The organism is Nocardia sp. NPDC057227 (assembly GCF_042669725.1).
GTDB classification, from domain to species: domain Bacteria; phylum Actinomycetota; class Actinomycetes; order Mycobacteriales; family Mycobacteriaceae; genus Nocardia; species Nocardia asteroides_A.
In genome coordinates, this window is record NZ_JBHUXA010000002.1 from 152,918 (window position 1) to 171,314 (window position 18,397).

Consider the following 18,397-nt stretch of genomic DNA (forward strand, 5'->3'; position numbering starts at 1 on the left):
GAGGTGCGGCCCTTCGTCTTTCGCCGCCGGAGGCGGCAAATCCTCACCGCGGGCGGCGGAACTCAGCGCAGCGTGCCGGTGAGGTGCGGATACCCCTTCTTGGGGTTGCGCAGGGCGAGATCCCACCCGCCCTCCACCCGGTCGGCGTAGACGTTCACCGACGAGGGAAGCAGGATCGGCTTCCCGAATTTCACCGCGTACGCCACCTTGCCCGGCACCCGCCCCTCGACCGCGCCGAGGATCTTGGCCGCCGACCACATGCCGTGCGCGATCGGCTTCGGGAACCCGAACGCCTTGGCGCCGAGCGCCGAGACGTGGATCGGGTTGCGGTCGCCGGAGGCGGCCGCGTACCGGCTGATCTGCTGCTGATCCGGCCGCCAGGTGAGCAGCGGCGGCGGCGGGACCTCGTCCGGCTTCGGCTCGGCCTTCGGCCCGCCGGAAAGCGAGGTGCGCTGCTGGTGCAGAAAGGTCGTCACCTGCCGCCAGACCAGCTCGCGCCCGACCCGGATCTCGCTGATCGCGTCGACCAGCAGCCCCTTCGGGTGCTCGCGCAGGTTCTCGATGTGCGCGGTGATGTCGAGCGGCTCGGCGACCGAGATGTCCCTGGTCCGCTCGATCAGGTTCTCCGCGTGCACCGCGCCGACCGCGACGAACGGGAAGTCGCGCGCCACCACCAGCTGCATCACCACCGGGAAGGTGAGGATGAACGGGTAGGTGAGCGGCAGCGCGTCGCTGAAGCGCAGCCCGGTGGCCCGGCAGTAGGCGGCCAGGTGCTCCGGGTCGACCCGGAGGCCGTCCAGCTTGATCGCCCGGTCCGGGATGCCGGAGCTGCGCTTGCCGAGCGGCACCGCGCCGAGCGCCGCCTTCAGGTACAGGCTGCCGTTCGACTTCGGCTGGTCGAGGGTGACCACGTCGGTCTCTTTACTCACGGGCACCGTCACGCCCCGATCATGGCCTGGCCGCAGACGCGAACGATGTTGCCGTTCACCGCGTTCGAGGCCGGACCGGCGAAGTAGGCGATGGTCTCCGCGACGTCGACGGTCTGCCCGCCCTGCAGCAGCGAGCTGAGCAGCCGCCCGCCCTCGCGGGTGGCGACCGGGATGGCCGCGGTCATGGCCGTCTCGATGAAGCCGGGGGCTACCGCGTTGATGGTGATGCCTTGCTCCGCCAGCTTCGGCGCCTCGGCGTTCACCATGCCGATCACGCCGGCCTTGGAGGCGCCGTAGTTGGTCTGGCCGCGGTTGCCCGCGATGCCCGCGATCGAGGAGACGTCGATCACCCGGCCGCCATCGGCGAGCGCGCCCCTGGCCACCAGCCCCTCGGTGATCCGGTGCGGCGCGGCCAGGTTGACGTTGATGACCGAGTTCCAGCGGCCCTCGTCCATATTGGCGAGCAGCTTGTCGCGGGTGATGCCGGCGTTGTGCACGATGATGTCCAGCTTGCCGAAGCGGCCGGTGACGAATTCGGCCAGCTTCTCGGCGGCGTCCGGCGCGGTGACGTCCAGCGCCAGCGCGGTGCCGCCGACCTTGTTCGCGGTCTGCGAGAGCGCCTCGCCCGCGGCCGGGATGTCGGCCACGATCACGGTGGCACCATCGCGCGCGAAGACCTCGGCGATGGTGGCGCCGATGCCGCGCGCCGCACCGGTGACCACGGCGATCTTGCCCGCCAGCGGGCGATCCCAGTCCAGCCCGGTGACCGCGGCGTCGTCCTTGCCGACCCGGATGACCTGGCCGTCCACGAACGCGGACTTGGCCGAGAGCACGAAGCGCAGCGTCGACTCCAGCCCCGTCGCGGCCGCCGACGCCTCCGGGTGCAGGTAGACCAGCTGCGCGGTGCCGCCGCGGAGCAGCTCCTTGCCGACGCTGCGGGTGAAGCCCTCCAGCGCGCGCTGCGCGATCTGCTCGTCGGCCGAAGCGGTCAACTCCGGGGTGGTGCCGACGACGAGCACCCGGCCGGAGGGCGCGATGCTGCGCATGGCCGGCTGGAAGAACTCGAAGAGCTGGGACAGCTCCTCCACGGTGCCGATGCCGGTGGCGTCGAAGACCAGCGCGCCGTACTTGGTGCCCTGGGCGAGCGTGTCGGCGAAGGTGTAGTCGGAGAGCAGCGCCCGGATCGGCTCGGCCACCCGGCCCTTGCCGCCGAGCAGTACCGGGCCCGGCAGCGCCGGTTCACCCTGCTTGTAGCGGCGCAGCGCTTCCGGCTGCGGCAGCCCCAGCTTCCCCGCCAGGAACTTGCCGGGGCCGGAGTGGACGAAGGAGCCGTAGAGGTTGGGCGCACCTTTGGCGGCAGAGGACTTGGCCACTGTTCCTACCTTTTCTCTCGGATGTCGGCGTGCTGGGGTGCTGTGTCGACAAATAACTTACTCCAGAGTAAGTTTAGTGTAAACACCGACCACGACGGGGAGACACGAGTGACCACCTCAGCCAAGAACACGTCCACGCGCCCGGTCGCGATCGTGGGCGGCAACCGCATTCCGTTTGCCCGTTCCGACAAGGCCTACGCGCACGCCTCCAATCAGGACATGTTCACCGCGGCGCTGGACGGGCTGGTCAGCCGGTTCGGGCTGCAGGGCGAGCGGCTCGGGATGGTCACCGGCGGCGCCGTGCTCAAGCGGGTCGGCGAGCACAGCCTGATCCGGGAGAGCGTACTCGGCAGCACCCTCTCGCCGTACACCCCCGCGCACGACCTGCAGCTCGCCTGCGGCACCGGCCTGCAGGCCGTCGTCACCGTCGGCGACGCCATCGCGCTCGGCCGCATCGAGGCGGGCATCGGCGGCGGCACCGACACCACCTCGGACGCCCCGATCGGCGTCAGCGAGGGGCTGCGTGAGCTGCTGCTCGACGTCAACCGCGCCAAGACCGGCAAGGACCGCGCCAAGCTCGTCGGCCGGTTGCGGCCCGGCATGGTCGGCATCGAGATCCCGCGCAACGCCGAGCCGCGCACCGGCCTCTCCATGGGCGAGCACGCCGCCATCACGGCGAAGGAGTTCGGCATCCCGCGCGAGGCGCAGGACGAGCTGGCCTACCTCTCGCACCGGAACATGGCCGCCGCCTACGACCGCGGCTTCTTCGACGACCTCATCACCCCGTTCCTCGGCCTGACCAGGGACGACAACCTGCGCCCCGGCTCCACCATCGAGAAGCTCGCCACCCTCAAGCCGGTCTTCGGCGTCAAGGCGGGCGACGCCACCATGACCGCGGGCAACTCCACCCCGCTCACCGACGGCGCCTCCGCGGTGCTGCTCGCCAGCGAGGAGTGGGCCGCCGAGCGCAACCTCCCGGTCCTCGCGCACCTGGTGGACAGCGAGGTCGCCGCCGTCGACTACATCCACGGCCCCGACGGCCTGCTCATGGCCCCCACCTACGCCGTCCCCCGGCTACTCGCCCGCAACGGCCTCACCCTGCAGGACTTCGACTACTACGAGATCCACGAGGCCTTCGCCTCCGTCGTCCTCTGCACCCTCGCCGCCTGGGAATCCGACGCCTACTGCAAGGAGCGCCTCGGCCTCGACGCCGCGCTCGGCCCCATCGACCGCAGCAAGCTCAACGTCAACGGCTCCTCGCTCGCCGCCGGGCACCCGTTCGCCGCCACCGGCGGGCGGATCGTCGCCTCGACCGCCAAGTTGCTCGCCGAGAACGGTGGGGGCCGGGCGCTGGTCTCCATCTGCGCCGCGGGTGGGCAGGGTGTAGTGGCGATCATCGAGCGGTAGCTTTCGCGGAATGCTTGACGCAGCCCGCGTGTTAGGGTGATTGTGAGCAAGGAGTCGGTCCTCTGAGGTTTCCTCGGACAGCCGGTCCGGCCCCCGGTGTTGCTACGGCAGCCGGGGGCCTGCTCGTTTCCGAGGTCTTCAATCCAGCGGTGGCACGAAGTGCACCTGATCGTCGATGAGGGTGAAGAACTTCCCGGTCCGGTCACTGTGCGTGAGCGAGCGTCGATAAGCCGACGAGACCACATCCGGGAGCCACAGCAGTCGCTCGGCCGCGGGCGAGGTCTGCAGCAGCCTGGTGCCGCGGGGAATCAGCCCGTCGCCGAGCAGTTCGCGGTGTGTCCGCTCGTCCGTGGCGCGCAGCGTGCGCTGGTTGCGCTGCTCCAACACGATCAGATCGGTGGCATCCCAATCGTCCCCGCCGTTTCCAAGCCGAGTGACGAGGCCGCGATAGCAGCTCCTGCGTGCCGACTCGCCCGTCGTATCGGCGCTCTCGATCGGGGCGCGCAGCGCGAGAACGCAGGTCTCCGGTCCCTCGGCCAGGAAACCGAGCATGTCTTCGGTCCGGTCCCGGCCCTCATCGTGCTGTAGTGCCTCCGTCGTGTGCCACCAGTCGTCGTCGGCGATCTCCCGCAATCCGCGGCGAAGTTCCGCCATCTGGTCGAAGCCGACAATCACCGCTGTCAGGACGTAGAAGGTGTTGTCGGTTGTGACATCGGCGTTCACCACCTGATACGACTCGTCCAGATAGGCGACCGGTCCGCGAGCGTTGCGGTAGGCCGCCGCCAGCACTTCGCGCTGTCCCCCCATTGTGCTGCGCATCCGCGCAATTTTAGGGACCGCCGACGGTTACCCCGAAGTCACTTCGCGGATCCGGCAGTATTCTGCCGAATCACCCTCCGGCCAACTCCTCATGCCCCCCGAACGCCTTCCGCATGGCGGAGAGCACCTTGTCCGCATACTGCGCCTCCCCCCGCGAGGAGAACCGCGCGAACAGCGCCGAGGCGAGGACCGGGACCGGCACGCCGGTGTCGATGGCGGCATCGAGCGTCCAACGGCCCTCTCCGGAATCGGAGACCCGCCCCCCGAACGCGTCCAGGTTCGGATCGGCGTGCAACTCGGCGGCGGTGAGATCGAGCAACCAGGAGGCGACCACCGACCCGCGCCGCCACACCTCGGTGATCTCCGGCACGTCCAGGTCGTAGCGGTACAGATCGGGCCGCTCCAACGGCGTCTCCTCGGCGGAGAACTCCTTCGGGTCGACCGTGCCCAGGTTCGCCCGGTGCAGGATGTTGAGCCCCTCGGCGTACGCGGCCATGGCCCCGTACTCGATGCCGTTGTGCACCATCTTCACGAAGTGCCCCGCCCCGGCCGGACCGCAGTGCAGATACCCCCGCTCGGCGGGGGCGGGCTCGCCGGTGCGGCCGGGTGTGCGCTCGGCGGTCTCGAAACCGGGGGCGATCGACTGCAGCAGCGGGTCGAGGTGCGCGACCGCCTCCGCCTCGCCGCCGATCATCAGGCAGAACCCGCGGGTGCGGCCGAAGACCCCGCCCGAGGTGCCGATGTCGACGTAGTGCAGCCCGAGCGGTTTCAGCTTCGCGGCCCGCGCGATGTCCTCGTGGTACCGGCTGTTGCCCCCGTCGATGACGATGTCGCCCGGCTCCAGCAACTCGGCGACCTGGTCGATGAGGGCGCTGGTCGCCCCCGCCGGGATCATCGCCCACACCACCCGCGGCGCCTGCAGCGCACCGACGAAGTCGGCCAATTCGGTGGTCCCGACGAACGGGTCACCGAGTTCATCGGTGAGCGCTTCGATGTTGCTGTGTTGCCGGTCGAGGCCGACGGCGGTGTGCCCGTCCGCGACCACCCGGCGGACGATGTTCGCCCCCATCCGGCCAAGACCGATCATTCCCAGCTGCATGCTGTTCCACTCCTCGTTCGTCGGTGCCGGTGCCCGCGGTGCGCCGCCCCCGGGGGTCGTGGCCTCGATTCTTCCGCGCGGGAGCGGCAACTCGCACGCCGACGTGATCGAGCGGAACCCGAAGAAATTTCCGCGCGGGCTGTAACGCCCCGTGTGGGGTGCCGATATGCAGGTGGGCTCCGCGTAGTTGCCAGACCCCCGACCCGGCAACTGCGCGGAGCCCTTCGGCGTGTCGGCCACCGGCGTTGCGGGTGATTTGCCACCGCTCGCCCGTGCTGCTGACGTCGGGGTGGCCCATTATCGTGGGCGAGGACCCACGCCGTGTGGGTCCGACAAGTGCATCCCAGCGGGGAGGACCGTTCGTGACCGACGAGTCGAGTTCGGGGCGGCGCGACCGCCGTTCCGGGACCGAAGTGGGGTTGCGCAGGCTCCTCGAAGGTACCCAGGCTCCCGATCCGGGTGCCTCGCCCGCTCCGGTGTCGCCCACCGATCAATACCCAACCGAGCAGTTCGCCAATCATCGGAATCCGACGCAGGTGCCGAGCGGCCGGGCCGAAGGGCCCGCTATTGCCGGGGAGCCGGAGACCGAGGAGCTCGAGGCGTGGAATTCGCGTGCCTCGACGCAGCCGATGCAGAGCCCGCCGCGTGGGGCGCCGGTGCGGAGTGCCGGGGCTGGTTTCGCCTTCTGGGGCGAGCCGGAGGAGACGGCTGGGGGCGGTAGGCCCGGCCTCGCTCCTGGCGGGCGTTCCGATGTGGGTGCCGGGCCGGGCGGGCGCGCCGATGGCGCTTCGGGGTCCGGTGGACAGGGGGACGGCGGTTTCGTCCCTGGCACGCGTCCCGACGGCGATGCTGGTCGCGGGGGGCGCGGCTTCGCCCCCGGTGCGCGTCCTGGTCCCGATGGGCGCGGTGATGGCGGTTTCGCCTCGCGTTCCGATGGCGGTGCTGGGTTCGGCGGGCGCGGTGACGGCGGTTTCGCTCCTGGCACACGCCCCGATGGCGGTGCCGGCCCCGGTGGGCGCGGTGATGGCGGCTTCGAGTCCGGCCCCCGCCCGGATGGCAATTTCGGCCAAGGCCCCCGGCCTGACGGCGTTTCCGGCCCGGGCGGTCGTCCCGACTTCGGCTCCGGCCCGGGCGGCCGTTCCGACTCCGGTTCCGGCCCGGGCGGACGTTCCGATGTCGGGCCGGGAGTCCGGACCGAGGCCGACCACGCCACCGGCCCGCGCTCCGACGTCGGCGCGTACCGGGGAGCCGGTCCTCGCACCGAAGCAGGCCCCCGCGCAGGCGCCGCCCGCCCCGGCGCACCGGGTACCAACCCCCGCACCCGCGCGGGCACCGACACCCGCCCGCCCGCGAAGACCCGCTCCCGCGCAGGCGGCACCGGCCCCCGCCCCCCGCGCGGCGCCCGCCCGCAGCAACGCACCTTCGGCGACTTCCTCAAGTCGAACGCCGCCCGCAAAGCGGGCATAGCCGCGGGCGCGGTACTCGCCGTCGCCGGCCTCGCCTACGCCGCCGACTGGTTCCTCTCCTCCGGGCAGGTCCCGCGCGGCACGGTCGTCGCGGGCATCGACGTCGGCGGCATGGACACCGCCAAGGCCGACGTCGTCCTGCGCTCCCGCTACGAGACCCGCTCCACCCAGCCCCTCGACCTCACCATCGCCGACGTCCGCGAGCAGATCGTCCCCGCCGCCGCGGGCCTCGAGATCGACTGGGACGGCACCTGGGCCAGGGTCGGCGACCAACCGGCCAACCCGTTTACCCGCCTCGCCTCCTTCTTCACCACCCGCGAGGTCCCGGTGGCCACCGCAGTCGACGAGGCCGCACTCGACCGCACCTTCACCGAGATCCGCGTGCACGACATCCCGACCGTCGAGGGAACCATCCGCTTCGAAGGCACCCGCCCGATCGGCGTGCCGCCCGTCCAGGGCCGGGTCCTGGACGGCGCGGGCGCCCGCGACACCCTGCTGACCGGCTGGGTGACCGCGCAGGCGCTCGACCTCCCCGTCATGCCCGCCCCGCTCACCGTCCGCCCCGAGGCCGTCGACGAGACCCTGCGCGCGTTCGCGCAACCCGCCGTCAGCGCCCCCATCCGCTTCACGGGCCGCGACGGCGACGCCGAGCTCACCCCGGCCCAGACCGCGACCGTCCTCACCTTCGTCCCGAACGGCTCCGGCGGCCTCGCCCCGGTCTTCGACGTGCCCGCGCTCACCGGCCTGCTCGCCCCGCAGCTGGCCAAGTCCGAGGTGGAGCCGAAGGACGCCTCGTTCGCCGTCGGCGGCGGCGCGGCCAGGGTGGTGCCCGGCGTGGTCGGCGAGAAGGTGAACTGGCCCAAGACGCTGGAGCAACTGGCCGCGCTCGCCATCGCCTCCGGCGCGGGCCGCACCGGCCCGGCGGTGTACGAGAAGGTCGAGCCGAAGCTCACCACGCAGGCCGCCGAGGCGCTGCGAATCGTCGAGCCGGTCGGCGCCTTCACCACCAGCGGCTTCAGCGGCCCCTCCGGCGTGAATATCCGCACCGTCGCCCAGAAGGTGAACGGCGCGGTCGTGAAGCCCGGTGACACCTTCTCGCTCAATGAATTCACCGGCCCACGCGGTGCCGCCGAGGGCTATGTGGAATCCGGCATCATCGACCACGGCAGGCCGAGCACCGCCGTCGGCGGCGGCATCAGCCAATTCGCCACCACCCTCTACAACGCCGCGTACTTCGCCGGAATGGAGGACGCGGGCCACACCGAGCACAGCTACTACATCTCGCGCTACCCGGCCGCCCGCGAAGCCACCGTTTTCGACGGCGCCATCGATCTGCAATTCCGCAACAACACCGAAAACGGCATCTATATCGAGGCTCTCGCGGGCGGGTCGGACATCACCGTCCGGCTCTGGGGCACCAAGGCGGTGAACGTCGAATCCGTCACCGGCGAGCGCACCAAGCCCACCGAACCGACCACCGTCACCCTGCCCGAGGGCAAGGACTGCATCGCCTCCACCGGCGCCCCCGGCTTCACCATCTCCGACACCCGCATCATCCGCGATGCCAAGTCCGGTCAGGAGATCTCCCGGCACACCCGCACGGTGAAGTACGACCCGGTTCCCGTGGTCAAGTGTGAGAAGAAGGACGAGGACAAAGAGGGGGAGTAGCGGATTTGCCTGGCGCCACGAAATATCGGGGCACGGTTATCCGCAAACTTCAAGTCGGTTTTCGCCTCTACTGGCCCCGGTATTCGGAAAGGTGCAGTTAGGCAACGTGTCAGTGATTCGACGGGCGCATGATTCGTCACTTTGAAAGATTGCAGATCGAAGCAGTGGCTATTGGTCGGCAATCGATCGGAAAAGTTTGCCGATTTAGGCGAAACCTCGTGGTAGAAAAGCTCGTCGCCCGCACACGGTGGGCGTTCAGGGCAACCTTCGAGGGGCACAAGACATGACCAAGATTCGTTCGTTCGGCTTCGTTCTCGCCGCCGCGGCGGGAATCGCGATCGCGGGTAGCGGAATGGCGGCCGCGCAGGATCCCGAGCCCGGCACCGGTTCGGCCGAGGTGCTGCCGACGCTGATCGAACTTCTTTCGACCGGTTCCGCCGGTGCCGGTGCGGGGGCGGGTGGAGACGCCGGTGCCGGTGCCGGTGCCGGTGCGGGTGCCGGTGCGGGTGCTGCCGGGTAAGACGCGTACCCGATTGCCGCCTCCCGCGGAAAGTCCCGCGGCGGGTGGTGCGAAATCGTCAGATGCCCCGCTCGCGATGCGACGGCGGGGCATCTCGCGAATGCGCGCTGTCGGCGGGCTGGGTGGCGATCCCATCGCGGCCGAGGTCGAGCCGCCGCGCCGTATCCGCTCCGGAACTCACCAGGGTGACGGCCCGCCGCCGCCCCGGGGGCAGTATCCGGACTGTCACCACCCCATCCCGGACGGCATCGAGTTCTTCGACTATCCGCCGGTGAATTCGCTCCCGCACAGCGGGATCGGTGCCGGTGAGCCCGCCGTCATCGTGCAACCGCACCCGAACCCCCCGCTCCCGAGCCGCCCGCACAGCGGCATCCAGCTCGGCCCCGACCAATCCGGGCGCTCGCAGTGTGTCGCGCAGATGCGCTTCCAGCACGAGAAATTCGGAGATCTCCGAGTCCCCGAACGGCGGCCCGGCGGCGATCCGGTCCAGCGCCGGACGGACGAGCCGATCCAACCTGCGCAACCGCGCATCCCGAACCGCCAGCGCCGCGCCGGCGGCGGCGTCATCTGCCGCCCGCCGGGTGTTCTCGGCGCGCAGCCGGTAGATGGTGTCGGCGGCGGGGACGACGGTGACGGCGAAGAGCGTGCTCATCATGAGCGGGCCCGCGTTCAGCACCGAGATGGAGATGGCCTTGCCCCAGGGTTGGCCGGTGAACGTGGTCCAGCCGAGGCAGACCAGGGTGAGCGAGATTCCGCCGATCCAACCCGCGACGATCCGGCGGCGCACGCAGAGGAAGGTGTACGGCACCACGGAAGCCCCGACCGGCCAGAGTTGGTGCGGGGTCTGCAGCGGCAGGGCGAAGGCGCTGAACTGCAGGGCGCAGGCCACCGGGCAGGCGATCACGATCACGACGGTGGCCCAGAGCGGCATCGGGTCGCCGGGGGTGGCGATCAGCACGACCCCGGCCAGGACGAAGAGCAGAATGGCGCCGACGACGGGCCAGCACGCGGTGTAGGTGTCGAACGAGGCGAGCGGCTGCGCGACCGTGGCCAGCAGGTAGCACCCGGTCAGCACCCAGGCCACCCAGGTGCGGGCGCCGAGCAGGGTCCAGGCGTCACCACTCACGAGGGGACTCATGCCGCCTGCCAGGTGAGCTGAATGCTGGTCCCGCGCCCGGGCGCGGAGGTCACCGCGGCGGCCCCGCCGGGCAGCTGCCGCATGCGGCCCTGGATGCCGACGCTCACGCCGAGCCGCTCCGGCGGCACCGCGGCCGGGTCGAACCCGCGCCCGTCATCGGTGACGACGGCGGTGAGCGAACGCGGCTCCACCCGCAGCGCGACGGCCCGGTCGGCATCGGATCCCGCGTGCCGCAGGCTGTTTCGCAGCGCCTCGGCGAGCGCCGCTCCCATCGCCCGCACCACCTCGGCCGGATACGACGACTCCGAAACCACCTCCAACTCGACACCCAACTGGGCATCCACCGCCGCGGCAGCCGAACGCAGATGCGCGGCAGCGGCTTCCGCGTCGAACGGCGCATCGCTCAGCCCGCCGGACCGCAACTGCTCGACCTGCCGGATCGCCTCCTCGGCCTGCCGGACCACCCCCGGATCATCGGGCGTGCGGCCGACGGCGAGCAGCGCACTCATCACCCAGTCGTGCGTGAGCCCGTCGATCCGCGCCCGCTCGACCTGCTGCGCCTCGCGCGCGGAGGCGGTCGCCGCGGTCGCCTCGGCCGAGGAGCGGGTGCGGTCGAGCAGCCGTGCGGTGCGCAGCGCCATGAGTGCGGCACAGGTGTAGAGCAGGGTGAAGGAGAAGGACCAGACGATCTCGACGAGGGGATTCGGCGGGTTCACCCGGAGCGCCGCGTTCACCAGCTGGGCGCCGACGGTGGCGGTGGCGAGCAGCCCGATGGTCGGCAGTGGCGGCCAGACGATGGCGACGGCGAGCGCGGGCAGCCCGGGGATGGTGGAGAGCCAGACACCGTGGTCGATGTCGACCTCGCGCCCGTCCCAGGCCAGCGGCCAGGTGGACACGGCGAGCAGGAAACCGGCGGCGGCGGCCGAGACGGCGAGGCCGAGCCGGTGCGGCCGCTCGGGGGCCGCGGCCACCACGAGGCCGAGCGCGGGGGCGAAGACCGCGACCACGGCGAGCGGCAGCCACCAGTCCGCCGTTGTCCGGGCGCTGTTCGCGATGTCGGAGGCGAGCACCAGGAAGTAGGCCAGGTAGCCGAAGGCGACGAAGCGGGCGAAGAGCCGCTTCATCCGCAGTTCGGTGCTCACCTCCCCCGGCGGCGCGGAATCGGTAGCCATCCGTCCTCCACGGCTCGTTTCAGCAGTTCGGCGCGGTTGCCGGAGGGGCGCCCGGCGGCCTCGTACTTGCGCCGGATGCGTTTGAGGTACTCGGTGACGGTGTCCTCGGCGATATCCATCAGGTGCGCGACCCTGGCCGCGGTCTCGCCGGAGGCGTAGAGCTCGAGTACCTGGCGTAGCTGCGGCGGGAGGTCGACGGCGAAATCCTCGTCGCCGTCGATGGCGAGCGCGAGCTCGGTGCCGAGTTCGCCGTCCTCGCGGGCGGCGGCGCGCACCGCCTCGACCACCCGTTCCGGCGGTTCGGATTTGAGCACTATCCCGACGGCGCCCGCCCTGGCCGCCGCGCGCATGAGGTACGGGTCCTCGCCGGAGGTGTAGACCAGGGTGCGCAGCCCTTCCTCGCGCAGCTTGTTCACATTGTCGCCGGGCGACGAGCCGTCGTTCAGCCGCAGGTCGAGAATCACCAGGTCGAGCGGAACCTCCTGGACGAGCAGCTCTTTCACGGTCACCGCGGCGGCCTCGATACGCAGCTCCGGGTGCGGGGCCAGGATGTTCCGCAGCCCGGCCACCATGACCGCGTGATCCTCGACGACGCCGATTCGCACCGGTGTCCGTTCATCGACCGACACACAATTCCCCTTCGATCCCCTAATGGGCCCCGATCTTAGGGGGCTACCGGAGAACTCGGCACCCGTACGGCGGGCTTCGAATGAGAAGGAAATACGATTCACATCTCGACAAACCGGTCTGTCGGCGCGCGATCTCTGGTAGACAGTCCGCACGGACGGCGAAACAGCGCCGTTTCAGATCGGATGATGGGAAAGCTTCATGAAGGTACGTGCCGCCGCAGTCACCGTGCTCGCCGCCACCGGGCTGATGTTCGGCGCCGGGCTGGCCTCCGCCACCCCCTCCACGCCCCCGCCCAGCCAGGGCGACAGCCTGACGGTCATCCTGACCGCGCTGCTCGGCCTGCTCGGCACCGGCTCCTCCACCGGCGGCGGCGCGGACAGCGGCATCGGCTGATCCGGAACGCACATCGGCCCGCCGCGGAGCTCCCCGCGGCGGGCCGATCGCGCGTTCAGCGCAGGGCGTCCAGCGGCGTGCGCATGAGCAGCACGTTGTACTGGTTGTGCACGGTGAGCAGGTAGTACAGGTCGTCGCCGGTCTGGTACGGCCAGATCATCGGGGCGTAGGCGCTCGGCAGGTCGCGGGTGTCGACCAGGACGCGCGGCTCGCTCCACGGCCCCTCGGGCGCGTCGGCGGTGCGCGCGACCACCGAGTTGGTGGGGTCGGTGGTGGTCATGACGTACTTGCCGAGGTAGCCGCTCCAGTTCACCGAGAGCTCGGCCACGCCGCCGACGATCGGCGCGGAGGCGAGCGGATCGTTCAGCTTCCAGCCCTTGCCGTCCCAGTACTCGTACGCGTCGATATTCGCGATCTCCGGCTCGGCGACCCGGGAGACGAAGCCGGGGTTGTTCCGGCCGCCGGGGGTGCCGTAGCGGTACACGTAGCCGTCCCGCTTCAGGAAGGCGTTCTGCTGGAAGCGCTCGTGGCCGTCGACGTTCGCGCGGCGGGTGGTGGTGAGCTGCTGCCAGGTCTGGCCGTGGTCGTGTGAGACGGCGAGGGTGGCGAAGTTGGTGTCCCACTTGCCGTGGTCGCCCCAGGCCCGCACCGACATCATGCTCAGGTACTGGTCGCCGCCGACCGCGACGCCCGCGGTCGGGATCAGGCTGATCTCGATGCCGGGGATCTTGGGGCTGGGCAGCGGGTTCGGCACGAAGCTGTCGAAGCGCAGGCCGTTCGCCGGGTCGGTGTTGCCGCTGCGGAACAGCGCGTTGCTGGTCCAGGCCCACATGCTGCCCGCGAGCAGGTTCGGGAAGCCGAGCCCGGCGCTGTCGCCGAAGGCGGTGAAGAGCGTGCCGTTGCCGTCCCACATGACGCCGAGGTCGGTGCCGAGCATGTTGTACCGCTCGGTGCGGTTCGGGCTGTCCATGCCGGTGACCTGGAAGACGGCCTCGGTCGGGCCGGGCAGCCGGGGCAGGCCGCGCGGCTGGCCGTTCATGCCGGGGATGGGGTTCACGTTGTTCGGGTCGGCCCCGGCGGGCGCGCCGCCGGTGACGGAGAGCGTCAAGGCCAGCGCACCGGCCGTGACCAGGGCTGACAGCGAGCGTTTCATCCAGGCGGTCCCTTCTCCGTAGCCAGGTCGGCGTGGCCCATTGTGCCTGCTGTGCCCGGAATCGGAAGGGGGCGCACCCGGAAACGACAACGGCCCGGTTGGTGCCGGGCCGTTGCCGAACAGCGGGTCGCGATCAGAAGGCCGCTTCGTCGAGCTCCATGATCTCGTTGTCGAGGGTGGCCAGGATGGCGCGGGTGGCGGTCAGCTCCGGCAGCACGTTGCGCGCGAAGAACTGCGCGACGGCGACCTTGCCGGTGTAGAACGCCTCGTCCTTGCCCGCGCCGCTGTCCAGCGCGGCGATCGCCAGCTCGGCGTGGCGCAGCAGCTGCCAGCCGATCAGCAGGTCGCCGACGGCGAGCAGGAAGCGCACCGAGCCCAGCCCGACCTTGTACAGCTCGGCCTGGTCCTCCTGGGCGGCCATCAGGTGTCCGGTGAGGGTGGCGGCCATGGCCTGCACATCCTCCAGCGCGGTGGCGAGCAGCTTGCGCTCGCCCTTCAGCCGGCCGTTGCCCGCCTCCGAGTCGATGAACTTCTGCACCTGCCCGGCCACGTGGCCGAGCGCGACGCCGCGGTCACGGGCGATCTTGCGGAAGAAGAAGTCCTGCGCCTGGATGGCGGTGGTGCCCTCGTAGAGCGAGTCGATCTTGGCGTCCCGGATGTACTGCTCGATCGGGTAGTCCTGCAGGAAGCCGGAGCCGCCCAGGGTCTGCAGCGATTCGGTCAGGTACTGGTAGGCCCGCTCGGAGCCGACGCCCTTGACGATCGGCAGCAGCAGGTCGTTGACCCGGGCCGCGAGGTCGGCGTCCGCGCCGGAGACCCGCTCGGCGAGCGCGACGTCCTGGTGCGCGGCGGTGTAGAGGTAGACCGCGCGCAGCCCCTCGGCGTACGCCTTCTGCGTCATCAGGCTGCGGCGCACGTCCGGGTGGTGGGTGATGGTCACGCGCGGCGCGGCCTTGTCCGCCATCTTGGTCAGGTCGGCGCCCTGCACCCGCTGCTTGGCGTAGTCGAGCGCGTTCAGGTAGCCGGTGGAGAGCGTGGCGATGGCCTTGGTGCCGACCATCATCCGCGCGTGCTCGATGACGTTGAACATCTGCGCGATGCCGTTGTGCACGTCGCCGACGAGCCAGCCCTTGGCTGGGACGCCGTGCCCGCCGAAGGTCACCTCGCAGGTGGAGGAGGCCTTGAGCCCCATCTTGTGCTCCAGGCCGGTCACGAAGACGCCGTTGCGCTCGCCGCGCTCACCGGTCTGCGGGTCGAAGTGGAACTTGGGAACGAAGAAGAGCGAGAGCCCCTTGGTGCCGGGGCCCGCGCCCTCGGGACGGGCAAGCACCAGGTGCATGATGTTCGGGAAGAGGTCGTCGGAGTCGCCGTTGGTGATGAAGCGCTTGACGCCCTCGATGTGCCAGGAGCCGTCCTCCTGCTGGACCGCCTTGGTGCGGCCCGCGCCCACATCGGAGCCGGCATCGGGCTCGGTGAGCACCATGGTGGCGCCCCAGCCCTGCTCGGCGATGATCTTGGCCCACTGCTTCTGCTCGTCGGTGCCGTTGTCGTGGAAGATCTGCGAGAAGCCGGAGCCTGCGGCGTACATGAAGGCGGCGGGCTGCGCGCCGAGGATCAGCTCGGCGAAGGCCCAGTACGCGGCGCGCGGCATCGGCAGGCCGCCGAGCTCCTCCGGTACGCCGAGCCGGTCCCAGCCGCCGTCCTGCATGGCCCGGTAGCCCTTCTTGAAGGGCTCGGGCAGGTGCACCGTGTGGGTCTCGGGGTCGAAGGTCGGCGGGGTGCGGTCGGTCTCGGCGAAGGACTCGCCCAGCGGGCCCTCGGCCAGCCTGCGCACCTCCTTGAGCATCTCGCGCACGGTGTCGGCGTCCAGATCGCCCCACGCGCCGGTCTCCAGCAGCGATTCCAGGCCCAGCACCTCGAAGAGGTTGAACTCCAGGTCGCGGATGTTGCTCTTGTAGTGACCCATGTCGGTACTCACTCTCCGTTGAGTTGGTGCGGTCGGTTGTCTGCCGTTCCCGCCCAGGATGCAGCTACTCGCGGGTAACTTACTCTTCATATTACCGGCCGGTAATGAGGTAGCAAAGTGGAACGGGTCGATGTGACGCGAGGAACATCGAGTCGTTACCGTTGACCGTGCGCATCGACACCATTGCGGGGGCGGCCGAGGTCGAGATCGATGCCGCCGACGAGCCGTCGCTGCTGGTGCTGCTGACCCACGGGTCGGGCGGCGGCGTCGACGCCAGGGACTTGCTCACCGTGCGTGACCTGGCAGTTCGCTGCGGGGCGGCGGTGGCGCGGGTGCTCCAGCCGTACCGGGTGGCCGGGGCGCGGGCGCCGGGCTCGGCGGCGAAGCAGGACGCGGCGTGGCTGGAGGTCGTCGCCGCGCTGCGCGAGCGCTACGGGCCGGTGCCGCTGGTGCAGGGCGGGCGCAGCAACGGGGCGCGGGTCGCCTGCCGGACCGCAACCGCGGTGGGGGCGCGTGGCGTGCTCGCGCTTTCCTTTCCGCTGCACCCGCCGGGGAAGCCGGAGCGGTCGCGGCGCGAGGAGCTGCTTGCCGCGTCCGGCGCCGAGGTGGTGGTGATCAACGGCGGTAGTGATCCGTTCGGGATTCCGGATGCCGGTGACGTCGCGGAGCTGCACGTGATCCAGGGTCAGCCGCATTCGTTCCGGCGCGGATTCGACGAGATCGAAGCAGTCGTCGAACCGTGGCTGCGCCGCTGGGCGGGTCAGCCCTCGCGGCGCTGAGCGACCACGAGCGCATCGATGGCGTCCCGATCCTCCGTCGCCCGGAGCACCCGTTCCGCGACCGCGATCCGGATCTGTCCGGACAGCGGCCCCAGGTCGGCGCGGATGTCGTCCGGCGTGAAGAGGATGGCCGGGTCCTGCGGCCCCCCGTACCCGTCGCTGACATTGGTCGTGTCGTGGCCGAGCACGAGCAGCGTCCCGCCGGGCGTGAGCGCCTCGGCGGCCCGGCGCACCAGCGCCCGGCGCTCGTCCGGCGGCAGGTGCAGGAAGACCATGAGCACCAGCTCGTAGTGTCCGGCGAGCGCGGCCGGGTCGGTGAGATCGGCGCACTCCCAGGTGATCCTGGTGCGCACCGAGCGGGAGAGCCGGGTGGCGACGGTCCGCCCCTTGTCCACCGCCACCTGCGACCAGTCCACCGCGCGCACCTGCCAGCCGTGCGTGGCCAGCCAGAGCGCGTTCCGCCCCTCGCCGCAGGCCAGGTCGAGCGCGCGCGGCCCCTCCGGCACGGTGCCGTCCGGCTCGGGCGGCGGCGTCGCGGTGCGTTCCAGCCCGTGGATGTGCTCGACCACGGTGCTGTTCGGCGGGGCGCCCCAGACGAGCTCGGTGCTGGCGTAGCGCTCGTCCCATGCGGCGGCATCCATGCTGCCCAGTCTAGGAAGCCGGTCAGAGCGTGGTGCGCATCAGCACCACGTTGTACTGGCTGTGCACCGTCGTCATGAAGTACAGGTCGCGCCCGGTCTGGTAGGGGAAGATCGACGGCGCGTACGCCGACGGCAGCTCACGGGTGTCGATGATGACCTCAGGCGCGCTCCACGGCCCCTCCGGCGAGGGCGAGCGGCGCAGCACCACCGAATTGAACGGGTCGGTGGTGAGCGAGACGTACTGGCCGAGGTACTCGTTGTAGAGCACCGAGAGCTCGCCGACGCCGCCCATGATCGGCGCGGCCGCGTTCACGTCGTCCTTCTTCCAGCCGCCGCCGTCCCAGTACTCGTACTCGGCCAGGTTGCCGATGTCGGCGCCCTTCACCCTGGCCACGTAGGCGGCGGTGTTCCGGCCGGCGCGGGTGCCGTACTCGTAGACCCACTCGCCGTGGCCGACGAACGCGTTCATCTGGAAGTTGGCGTTGCCGCCCTCGTTGGGGCGCTTGGTGGCCGGCAGCTCGGCCCAGGTCTCGCCGTTGTCCGCGGAGGCGGCGAGCCCGGAGAAGTTGGTGGTCCACTGGCCGGCCGCGTCCCAGGTCTTGATCGACATGAGGCTCATGAACTGCACCCCGCCGACCGAGATGCCCGCGGTGGGGATCCGGCTGATCTCCAGGAAGGGCACCTTGGGGCTGGGGATCAGATCCCTGGCCTGGCCGAAAACGTCACGCACGACGCTGTCGAAGTAGATGCCGTTCGCGGGGTCCCTGGTATCGCTGCGCAGCAGGATATTGCTGCGCCAGGCCCACACGCTGCCCGCTAGCAGGTTGGGGAAGCCGAGCCCGGCGGTGTCGCCGAAGGCGGTGAGCATCTCGCCGCTGCCGTTGTCCCACATGATGCCGAGGTCGGTGCCGAGCACGTTGTAGGCCTGGGTGTTGTTCGGGCTCGCCATGCCGGTCACCTGGAAGACGGCCCGCGCGCGGCCGTTCAGGTTCGGCAGCCCGGTGCTGCCGTTCAGCACCGGGATCGGGTTGATGGCATTCGGATTGGCGGCCGCGGGCGTCGCGGTGGTGAGGAGCAGGGCGGAGAGTCCGGTGAGGGCGGACAGCATCAAGCTCGCGGTCTTCTGCACGGTGGGGGGCCTCCGGCGTCGTGCCGGGGTTCTCGTGACGCACACCCCCGCCGTTGTGCGATGCGCCACACCCCGACTGTCTGGCAAATCGAACGAATGTTAACAGCGCTGCCCA

General features: G+C 70.6%; 16 protein-coding genes. 5 read left to right on the top strand and 11 right to left on the bottom strand.

Features of this window, described 5'->3' with window-relative positions:
* Positions 1-62: 62 nt before the first annotated feature.
* A complete protein-coding gene (locus ACFUJ1_RS03950) occupies positions 63-911 on the bottom strand; it encodes a MaoC family dehydratase (protein ID WP_378642943.1) in 849 nt (282 codons plus the stop codon).
* A gap of 26 nt (positions 912-937) precedes the next feature.
* Entirely contained in the window at positions 938-2,302 is a 1,365-nt protein-coding gene (locus tag ACFUJ1_RS03955; RefSeq protein WP_378642174.1) for a 3-oxoacyl-ACP reductase, read from the bottom strand.
* Positions 2,303-2,410: 108 nt separating this feature from the next.
* Here ACFUJ1_RS03955 and ACFUJ1_RS03960 point away from each other — a divergent pair, with 108 nt between their 5' ends.
* Positions 2,411-3,709: an acetyl-CoA C-acetyltransferase gene (locus ACFUJ1_RS03960; protein WP_378642176.1), complete on the top strand. Its 1,299-nt coding sequence runs from the start codon at positions 2,411-2,413 to the stop codon at positions 3,707-3,709.
* Between the two features lie 138 nt (positions 3,710-3,847).
* On the opposite strand, the gene ACFUJ1_RS03965 is transcribed toward ACFUJ1_RS03960, so the two are convergent.
* Positions 3,848-4,528: a hypothetical protein gene (locus ACFUJ1_RS03965; protein WP_378642178.1), complete on the bottom strand. Its 681-nt coding sequence runs from the start codon at positions 4,526-4,528 to the stop codon at positions 3,848-3,850.
* A gap of 70 nt (positions 4,529-4,598) precedes the next feature.
* On the bottom strand, positions 4,599-5,627 hold the full coding sequence (gene gnd / locus ACFUJ1_RS03970; RefSeq protein ID WP_378642180.1) for a phosphogluconate dehydrogenase (NAD(+)-dependent, decarboxylating): 1,029 nt from the start codon (positions 5,625-5,627) through the stop codon (positions 4,599-4,601).
* A 1,577-nt stretch (positions 5,628-7,204) separates the two neighbouring features.
* Here gnd and ACFUJ1_RS03975 point away from each other — a divergent pair.
* Positions 7,205-8,761 carry a VanW family protein gene (locus ACFUJ1_RS03975; protein ID WP_378642181.1) on the top strand — a complete coding sequence of 519 codons (1,557 nt, stop codon included), beginning with the start codon at positions 7,205-7,207 and terminating at the stop codon, positions 8,759-8,761.
* Between the two features lie 283 nt (positions 8,762-9,044).
* A complete protein-coding gene (locus ACFUJ1_RS03980) occupies positions 9,045-9,281 on the top strand; it encodes a hypothetical protein (RefSeq protein ID WP_378642183.1) in 237 nt (78 codons plus the stop codon).
* A gap of 58 nt (positions 9,282-9,339) precedes the next feature.
* Here ACFUJ1_RS03980 and ACFUJ1_RS03985 read toward each other — a convergent pair whose 3' ends face one another.
* Genes ACFUJ1_RS03985 through ACFUJ1_RS03995 form a run of 3 tightly spaced genes read right to left on the bottom strand, consistent with a single transcriptional unit; the run spans position 9,340 to position 12,220 of the window.
* Positions 9,340-10,419 (bottom strand): hypothetical protein, encoded by a 1,080-nt coding sequence (locus ACFUJ1_RS03985; protein ID WP_378642185.1) that lies wholly within the window; start codon positions 10,417-10,419, stop codon positions 9,340-9,342.
* The gene (locus ACFUJ1_RS03990; RefSeq protein ID WP_378642187.1) at positions 10,416-11,591 is read right to left on the bottom strand and encodes a sensor histidine kinase; all 1,176 of its coding nucleotides are present in this window, start codon (positions 11,589-11,591) and stop codon (positions 10,416-10,418) included. The genes ACFUJ1_RS03985 and ACFUJ1_RS03990 overlap by 4 nt, the downstream gene beginning before the upstream one ends.
* The gene (locus tag ACFUJ1_RS03995) at positions 11,558-12,220 is read right to left on the bottom strand and encodes a response regulator (RefSeq protein ID WP_378642189.1); all 663 of its coding nucleotides are present in this window, start codon (positions 12,218-12,220) and stop codon (positions 11,558-11,560) included. The genes ACFUJ1_RS03990 and ACFUJ1_RS03995 overlap by 34 nt, the downstream gene beginning before the upstream one ends.
* A 199-nt stretch (positions 12,221-12,419) precedes the next feature.
* Between ACFUJ1_RS03995 and ACFUJ1_RS04000 the strand changes: the two genes are divergently transcribed.
* Positions 12,420-12,614, top strand: coding sequence for a hypothetical protein (locus ACFUJ1_RS04000; RefSeq protein WP_378642191.1), 195 nt, complete (start codon positions 12,420-12,422; stop codon positions 12,612-12,614).
* Between the two features lie 55 nt (positions 12,615-12,669).
* Here the strand turns inward: ACFUJ1_RS04000 and ACFUJ1_RS04005 are convergent, their stop codons facing one another.
* The gene (locus ACFUJ1_RS04005; RefSeq protein WP_378642193.1) at positions 12,670-13,767 is read right to left on the bottom strand and encodes a DUF4185 domain-containing protein; all 1,098 of its coding nucleotides are present in this window, start codon (positions 13,765-13,767) and stop codon (positions 12,670-12,672) included.
* A 133-nt stretch (positions 13,768-13,900) separates the two neighbouring features.
* Complete coding sequence (locus ACFUJ1_RS04010; protein WP_378642195.1) at positions 13,901-15,733, bottom strand: acyl-CoA dehydrogenase; 1,833 nt, start codon at positions 15,731-15,733, stop codon at positions 13,901-13,903.
* A 167-nt stretch (positions 15,734-15,900) separates the two neighbouring features.
* Here ACFUJ1_RS04010 and ACFUJ1_RS04015 point away from each other — a divergent pair, with 167 nt between their 5' ends.
* Positions 15,901-16,512, top strand: a complete 612-nt coding sequence (locus ACFUJ1_RS04015) for an alpha/beta family hydrolase (protein WP_378642946.1) — start codon at positions 15,901-15,903, stop codon at positions 16,510-16,512.
* Here ACFUJ1_RS04015 and ACFUJ1_RS04020 read toward each other — a convergent pair.
* Together ACFUJ1_RS04020 and ACFUJ1_RS04025 are read right to left on the bottom strand one after the other, a co-directional pair.
* Complete coding sequence (locus ACFUJ1_RS04020) at positions 16,494-17,153, bottom strand: class I SAM-dependent methyltransferase (protein ID WP_378642197.1); 660 nt, start codon at positions 17,151-17,153, stop codon at positions 16,494-16,496. The genes ACFUJ1_RS04015 and ACFUJ1_RS04020 overlap by 19 nt on opposite strands.
* Positions 17,154-17,175: 22 nt before the next feature.
* Positions 17,176-18,261, bottom strand: coding sequence for a DUF4185 domain-containing protein (locus ACFUJ1_RS04025; protein ID WP_378642199.1), 1,086 nt, complete (start codon positions 18,259-18,261; stop codon positions 17,176-17,178).
* Positions 18,262-18,397: the final 136 nt, after the last annotated feature.